This window comes from Acinetobacter sp. UBA2063 (assembly GCF_002333245.1).
GTDB lineage: Bacteria > Pseudomonadota > Gammaproteobacteria > Pseudomonadales > Moraxellaceae > Acinetobacter > Acinetobacter parvus.
Map to the genome: position 1 here is coordinate 1 of NZ_DDAH01000203.1, position 6,838 is coordinate 6,838.

Annotated in this window: 4 protein-coding genes and 1 pseudogene; all 5 read right to left on the minus strand. The window is 45.1% G+C overall.

Features of this window, described 5'->3' with window-relative positions:
• Positions 1 to 1,128: fumarate hydratase (locus B4H32_RS09840; RefSeq protein ID WP_286802686.1), on the minus strand; the 1,128-nt coding region annotated here is incomplete at its 3' end.
• A gap of 148 nt (positions 1,129 to 1,276) precedes the next feature.
• Positions 1,277 to 1,477, minus strand: a pseudogene (locus tag B4H32_RS09845) (helix-turn-helix domain-containing protein); the annotation flags it as partial.
• A gap of 310 nt (positions 1,478 to 1,787) precedes the next feature.
• Entirely contained in the window at positions 1,788 to 3,923 is a 2,136-nt protein-coding gene (gene pta, locus B4H32_RS09850; protein WP_004683215.1) for a phosphate acetyltransferase, read from the minus strand.
• Positions 3,924 to 3,954: 31 nt separating this feature from the next.
• On the minus strand, positions 3,955 to 5,130 hold the full coding sequence (locus B4H32_RS09855) for an acetate/propionate family kinase (protein ID WP_286802688.1): 1,176 nt from the start codon (positions 5,128 to 5,130) through the stop codon (positions 3,955 to 3,957).
• A gap of 305 nt (positions 5,131 to 5,435) precedes the next feature.
• Positions 5,436 to 6,701 (minus strand): glutamate-5-semialdehyde dehydrogenase, encoded by a 1,266-nt coding sequence (locus tag B4H32_RS09860; protein WP_286802690.1) that lies wholly within the window; start codon positions 6,699 to 6,701, stop codon positions 5,436 to 5,438.
• Positions 6,702 to 6,838 lie beyond the last annotated feature (137 nt).

A 6,838-nucleotide genomic window follows, 5' to 3' on the forward strand; every position in this document is an offset into this window, starting at 1 on the left:
AGGACCCACGTAGTAAATAAATTTACCTTTAAGATCAACAGGTAGTTCTTCACCGTTATTTAACATGTCGACCATACGCTTATGTGCAGCATCACGACCTGTATAAATGGTACCGTTAAGTAGTAAGGTGTCACCTGGTTTCCATGAATTCATTTCTTCTTGGGTAATGGTATCAAGATTCACACGTTTTGATTGAGATGAATCCCAAGTTACAGCAGGGTAGTCTTCAAGTTTAGGTGCCTGAATATGCGCAACACCTGTACCATCTAACTGGAAATGTGCGTGACGAGTCGCAGCACAGTTTGGAATCATACCGACTGGCTTACCTGCCGCATGGCATGGGTAATCCTTGATTTTAATATCAAGTACTGTGGTTAAACCACCAAGACCTTGTGCGCCAATACCCAGCGCATTCACTTTCTCGAAGATCTCGATACGGAGTTCTTCCATTTTGCTTTGTGGGCCACGACGAAGTAATTCGTCCATGTTGATTTCTTCCATGAGTGCTTCTTTAGCAAGCATCATGGCTTTTTCAGCAGTACCACCGATACCAATACCGAGCATACCTGGTGGACACCAGCCTGCACCCATGGTTGGAACAGTTTTAAGTACCCAATCTACGATTGAATCAGATGGGTTGAGCATCGCAAGTTTAGATTTATTTTCAGAACCGCCACCTTTCGCTGCAACGGTAATGTCAACTTTATTCCCTGGCACGAGCTTGTAGTGAATCACGGCAGGGGTGTTGTCTTTAGTATTCTTACGACCAAAAGCAGGATCGGCCAACACAGAAGCACGGAGTATGTTTGAGTTCTCTAGGTAACCTCGGCGTACACCTTCGTTTACAGCATCATCCAGGCTCATGGTTAAATCAAATTTAACATCTAAGCCGACTTCAAGGAAAACGTTGACAATCCCTGTATCCTGACAGATTGGTCGGTGACCTTCAGCACACATACGTGAGTTGATCAGGATTTGGGCAATAGCATCTTTTGCAGCTTTGTTTTCTTCACGATCATAAGCACGGCTCATCGCTTGGATGAAGTCTTGTGGGTGATAGTAGGAAATAAACTGCAGGGCATCCTTGATTGATGTAATCAAGTCATCTTGTTTGATGATCGTTGTCATATCAAATTTCTCTTGAGCGGGCGATTAGCTGGCGGGCTAAATTATATGACAAAAAGGAATGAATGTGGGAGTTTTAGCTTAGATTTGGCTAAAGGTCTAAAGCGAAGCTTTGATCTAAATTGCATCAACAAAAGATGCGCTTTGGATTTTAGTTTTTTCTCAGTTGAGATGGACTATAGCCAAAATGCTTTTTAAAGCGATGGCTAAAATGGCTGCTTGAACTGAAACCGTAATTTGTAGTAATTTCGGTCAAATTTGCTGTGGTCAACTCTAGTGCCTGATGAGACAGCTCAAGTCGGCGTTGCATCACATATTGATGCGGTGGCATGTGCATGGATTGCTTGAAAAGAGGTGGTCCCGCTTGTTTGATATACAAGAGGTCTCGATGCTTCTTATTTTACTTCATGAGCATTTGCTCTCGTGATAGGTGGCATGGATGCTACCTTGTTAGACTGTGGTTTACAGGGATGTACCATCAGTCTAACAGAGGGGTTTTGTTACTTTTGCCCAGTCAAAAGTAAGGCAAATGTCTATACAAAAAACTTATGATGACTCATGGTACTATGAGTACTTCATTCAAAACAAAAAGATTTGATTCAACGGGTAAAACTTATCTGCTTAAACATTTTTATGTAAAGCAGATAGTTATCGCAAGTTGTTTAATCTTGCTGTTTTGCCTGAATTGCCGTCAATGCAATGGTAAACACAATATCATCGACCAAAGCACCGCGAGACAAGTCGTTCACTGGCTTGTTCAAACCTTGCAGCATTGGGCCAACACTAACGACATTAGCCGCACGCTGTACTGCTTTATAGGTGGTGTTCCCTGTATTTAGGTCAGGGAAAATAAACACATTGGCACGACCTGCAACTTGCGAGTCAGGTGCTTTCTGGCGGCCAACACTTTCAACCGAAGCTGCATCGTATTGCAACGGGCCATCAATCAATAAATCTGGACGGCGTTGTTGTGCGATTTTGGTTGCTTCAGCGACTTTCTCAACATCTGCACCTGTACCAGATGTCCCTGTTGAATAACTGATCATGGCGATGCGTGGGTCAAGACCAAAGGCTTTGGCTGAGTCTGCGGATTGAATCGCAATTTCGGCAAGCTGTTCCGCATTTGGATCAGGGTTGATCGCACAGTCACCATAGACACACACTTCATCAGGCAATAGCATAAAGAAAATCGATGATACCAGTGAGTAATTCGGTGCGGTCTTAATGAGTTGGAATGCAGGTCGCACCGTATTGGCTGTGGTATGAATCGCTCCCGAAACCAGACCATCTACCTGATCCAAGGCCAACATCATGGTGCCAAGTACAACAGTATCTTGCAATTGTGCTTTGGCTTGCAACGCATCCAGCTTGCCTCTGCGTAACTCAACCATTGGCTCGATATATTGATCACGGATAGTGTCTGGGTCAATAATCTGTAGATCAGCAGGGAGCTGAATCCCACGTGCCTTGGCAACCTCGGCAACAGACTCTGGTTTTGCCAAAAGGATACATTGGGCAATGCCACGTGTCTGGCAAATCACGGCAGCCTGTACAGTACGTGGTTCATCACCCTCTGGGAGTACAATACGTTTTTTCGCTGCAATCGCTTTCTGTACCAGCTCATAACGGAAAGCTGATGGAGAGAGGCGAGGATGTAGGTTGTTCTGGGTATGTTGATCCAGCCAGTTATTGTCAATATGACTTGAAACAAAACGGGTAACCTGCTCAGCGCGTTCAATATCATCAATTGGAATTTCATTGCCAAAACGATTTAAGCGTTGTGCTGTTTCAAGTGTATCAAGTGAAGTATGCAGAATTGGCAAACCTTGCTTAATTGCACTTTGGCAAAACTCTAAAACATTGTCTGAGGGTGGCGCCTGTTCAGTTAAAACCAATCCTGCCAATGGTGTACCATTGCTACTGGCGAGACTGGCTGCAAGCAGGGTGTCGGTACGCTGTGAGGCGCTGATGATCAGTTCACCTGCAACAAACTTGTGTAGTTCAGATTCAATATTTGAGGCAATCAGGCTGGTGTGTAAAATGCGGCGTTGCTTTGCCTCGCCCTGATGCAGCCATGTTCCGTTAACAATTTGGGCAATGTCCAGACTGCGCGGCACACTCAGGATATTGCTGAATGGAACCAGACCAATAATTGGCAACTCATCTGTTCCTATAAAGCGGTTATAGCGTTGCAGCTCTAATGAAAATTCGGCAATTTGCTGGTCCAGACGTAGGCTTGGGTCAAGTGTGACAGGAATTTCAGCCGTGCCGTCTGGAAGCCCCTTGGTTCGCATGAACAGAACCCCTGTAGTGCGGGGTGAGGCTGCACCGCCAAACGGACGTAGATGGGCATCCACTTTTTCGGCTGTTTTGCGTGGATCAGCCAGATCGGCAGTACTGACCAAAACCACCTGTGCATCGAGTGCTTGTGCGAGTGCGGCATTAATTTCACTGGCAAAGTGATCTTGTCCATTGGGTACAAGACCTTCGACAATAATCACATCATGATTAACCGCAATCTGGCGATGCAAGGCAACCGCCTCTTCAAGCAATTCATCTGTCTCACCTAATGCAATCAGTTGAGTCAATCTTTCATAAGCAATCGGTTCAACCGAATGACGCTGGAATAGATGACGATACAGGGTGGTGGTGCGGTCAACCGTTGCATCTGCAATTTGTGAAAATGGCTTGAGAAAACCTGCATTGATGCCTTTGCAGTCCAGGGCGTAGATCATGCCTAAACAGGCAGAGGTAAGACCAACCCCTTCACCTGTTGGAATCAGTAAAATTGTATTCATAATGACCTTGGTATTATCTAAATATGATTGTTTAAGCTATTTGTGCAAGCACCTGACGGGTCTCTTTGGCGATACGACCTTCTTCATCAGTTGGAATCACCCAGATTTGTGGACCAGTTCCTCCATCAATGCGTCCCTCTGTGCCACGAGTCAAAGTATCATTATTTTCCTTGCTGAATTGCAGGCCAAAATGAGGCAGGTAAGCGAGCGTTTTTTCACGCACATAGGCAGAATTTTCACCAATGCCGCCAGTGAACACCAATCCATCTAAATGAGGCAGGCCACAACTTAAGGCAGATAATGATTTTGCCAGACGATAACAGAATACTTCGATGGCAAGGGTGGCACCCTCATGACCTTTTTCAGAGGCTTCCACCAGTGTGCGCATATCATTGGACAAACCTGACAGACCGAGTAGACCACTTTCCTTGTTGAGCATGTTGTCGATTTTTTGAATGTCCCAACCCAGATTGTTTGCTAGGAATAAATGCAGGCTTGGATCAACATCACCGCTACGCGTACCCATGACCACACCTTCAAGTGGGGTCATCCCCATCGACGTGTCTAAACTTTCACCATTCCAAACAGCGCAGGTTGAACTGCCATTACCCAAATGAGCACTGAGCCAACCACCTTGATTTTTTGCTCCTGCCAATTCGCTCGCACGTTCAGTCACATAAGCATGACTTGTGCCGTGGAAACCATAACGACGAACTTGATGTTCTGTATATAAGTTTTGCGGTAGGGCATAACGGTATGCATGTTCAGGCATCGTTTGATGGAACGCTGTATCGAAAACTGCAACTTGAGGTAATTCAGGAAATAAGCGCATGGTTGCTTCAATCCCAATTAAATGAGCAGGATTATGCAATGGCGCAAGCGGTGTCGCTGCTTCAATACGTTTTACAATCTCTGGTGTTAAAAGTTCAGCTTTGGTTAAGTTTCCACCGTGTACTACTCGATGACCAATCGCCTGAGGATTGTAATTTGCTAAACGGGCTAAAAGGGTTTCGAGCGCTTTAGCATGATCTGCATGAGGGATTGAAAGTTCCAATGGTTCGCCACCCACTGTTACCCCTTTAATACGTGCATCAGCAGAACCTAAATTTTCTGCCAGACCGTAGATACGATCTTCACGGCGTTCAGAGATCAGTGCGTATTTGATGGATGACGAACCACAGTTAATTACAAGAATAGATATAGCCACGTTTGAACCCCTAACAGGTTTTAAATTTTATAAACCAATACTTTTGATTTTGCCACAATGCATGGGGCATTAGAATCAAGCGCAATGTTTTAACATGAGAGGCCGTATTGGCGAAGATAGACTTTAGCCTATACGACTGATTTATAAGTGAAACAAATTTATATTTCAGTATAGTGTGTAAATAAAAGATTATTTTGGGTGATCTGTTCGTTTTGCTACAGTTTTTTGTATGAAAATATGTAAAAACACGATAAAGATCAAATAAATGAGCTTTATCGTGCCAAAAAGCAAACCAATAGAACCAGTTACTGGCGAATCTGCCCGTCACCAAAAACAATCCATTTATGTGAAGTCAGGCCTTCCAGACCGACTGGACCACGGGCATGGATTTTATCGGTTGAAATCCCGATTTCTGCACCGAGGCCATATTCAAAGCCATCGGCAAAACGGGTTGAGGCATTGATCATCACCGAGCTGGAGTCAACACGTGCCAGAAACTCACGTGCCAGACTAAAGTTTTCGGTAATAATCGCATCGGTATGGTGTGAGCCATATTGGTTGATATGGTCAATCGCCTCATCCATACCACTCACCACCTTAACTGCAAGGATCGGCCCCAGATACTCTGTATACCAGTCTTCCTCGGTCGCAGTTTTGACAGATTCACCCAGAATGCGCTGGGTTTCTGGACAGCCACGAAGCTCAACCTGTTTTTCCGCATAAAGTTCAGCAATACGGGGCAGGAATTCTTCAGCAACCGCCTCATCAACCAAGAGGCTTTCCATGGCATTACACACTCCATAACGGTGTGTTTTTGCATTCAATGCGATTGGCAAGGCTTTTTGCAGGTCAGCCTGTGCCTCAACAAAGATATGGCAATTGCCATCCAGATGCTTGATCACAGGAATACGCGCTTCATTGCTGATGCGTTCAATCAGGCTTTTCCCACCACGCGGCACAATCACGTCAACATATTCAGTCATGGTGATCAGGTATCCAACAGCGGCGCGGTCAGGTGTGTCAATCACCTGCACGGCATGTTCAGGCAGGCCTGAAACCTGTAGACCATGTTGAATGGCGGCTGCAATTGCCTTGTTCGATTCCAGTGCTTCAGAACCCCCACGCAAGATAATCGCGTTACCTGATTTTAGCGCCAGCGATGCCGCCTCAAGCGTCACATTGGGACGTGACTCATAAATCATTCCAATCACGCCAAGCGGCACGCGCATTTTACCCAACTGGATACCAGACGGACGGTAGGTCATATCAGTGATTTCGCCAATCGGGTCAACCAATGCGATGACATCTTTCAAGCCCTGTAGCATGCCCTTGAAACGGGCAGGGGTCAGTTCCAGACGGTCAAGCAGGGCACTGTCCAGTTGGCGTTGACGGCCATTTTCCATATCAATTTGATTGGCTGCTAAAATTTGTGCCTGATTATTTTCCAGGGCAGTATAAATTGCAGACAAGGCATGATTTTTCAAATGTGTCGATGCACTGACTAAAACACGAGACGCTTTACGCGCCTGTATCCCGACCTGTTGCATATAAGTTTGAATAGAGTCTTGCATAGCATTTTGATGATTGCATGTATTTATAAAGATAGTAACAGTCAAATGCGGAACAATGAATAGCCTGAACTGACTAATTCACAAATTGTAAACTGTTATGTTGCGTGGGTGTTTTTGCTGAAATGCAATGAATCTGT